This is a genomic window from Ruegeria sp. CDSC051 (assembly GCF_059610665.1).
This window is the reverse complement of record NZ_JBXWOC010000022.1, coordinates 1-1,119: the sequence shown is the minus strand read 5'-3', so window position 1 is coordinate 1,119 and position 1,119 is coordinate 1. Positions and strand designations below refer to the sequence as shown.

Genomic DNA, 1,119 nt, shown 5'->3' with positions numbered 1-1,119 from the left:
AACAAATACGCCGAAGGATACCCCGGCAGGCGTTACTATGGCGGGTGTCAATTTGTTGATATCGCTGAAAATATGGCCATCGACCGCGCCAAGCAGCTGTTCGGTTGCGGCTTTGCAAACGTCCAGCCGAACTCTGGCTCTCAGGCAAACCAGGGCGTGTTCCAGGCACTGATCAAACCCGGCGACACCATCCTGGGCATGAGCCTGGATGCGGGGGGCCACCTGACCCATGGCGCCGCACCCAACCAGTCGGGCAAGTGGTTCAACGCCGTCCATTACGGTGTGCGCAAACAGGACAACCAGATCGACTATGACCAGATCGAAGCGCTGGCGAAAGAGCATCAGCCCAAGCTGATCATCGCAGGCGGGTCGGCCATTCCGCGCATCATTGATTTTGCCCGCATGCGCGAGATCGCGGACATGGTCGGCGCCTATCTGCATGTCGACATGGCCCATATCGCCGGTCTGGTCGCGACAGGCGCACACCCATCGCCCTTCCCGCATGCGCATGTGGCTACCACCACCACGCATAAAACCCTGCGCGGTCCGCGGGGCGGCATGATCCTGACCAATGACGAGGCGATCGCCAAGAAAGTGAACTCGGCCATCTTCCCTGGCATTCAGGGCGGCCCGCTGATGCATGTCATCGCGGCCAAGGCCGTGGCCTTTGGCGAAGCACTGCGACCCGAGTTCAAGGACTACATCGCCCAGGTGGTCACCAACGCACAGGCCCTGTCGGACCAGTTGATCAAAGGTGGGCTCGACACAGTCACCCACGGCACCGACACCCATGTGGTTCTGGTGGACCTGCGCCCTAAAGGCGTCAAAGGCAACGCGACCGAAAAGGCACTGGGCCGGGCGCATATCACCTGCAACAAGAACGGTGTCCCGTTCGATCCCGAAAAACCGATGGTGACCAGCGGCATCCGCCTTGGCAGCCCCGCAGGCACCACCCGCGGCTTCGGCGAGGCCGAGTTCCGCCAGATCGCCGACTGGATCATCGAAGTGGTCGACGGTCTGGCCGCAAATGGCGAGGACGGTAACGGTGAGGTCGAGGCCAAAGTCAAAACCGAAGTCGCAAACCTCTGCGCCAGATTCCCAATCTATCCAAACTTGTAA

Annotated in this window: 1 protein-coding gene; it reads left to right on the top strand. The window is 60.8% G+C overall.

Annotated features, from left to right (window positions below; all coding sequences use genetic code 11):
* Positions 1 to 1,119, top strand: a 1,119-nt coding sequence (gene glyA / locus AC2FH0_RS20760; RefSeq protein ID WP_496790242.1) for a serine hydroxymethyltransferase, incomplete at its 5' end; no start/stop codon positions are given.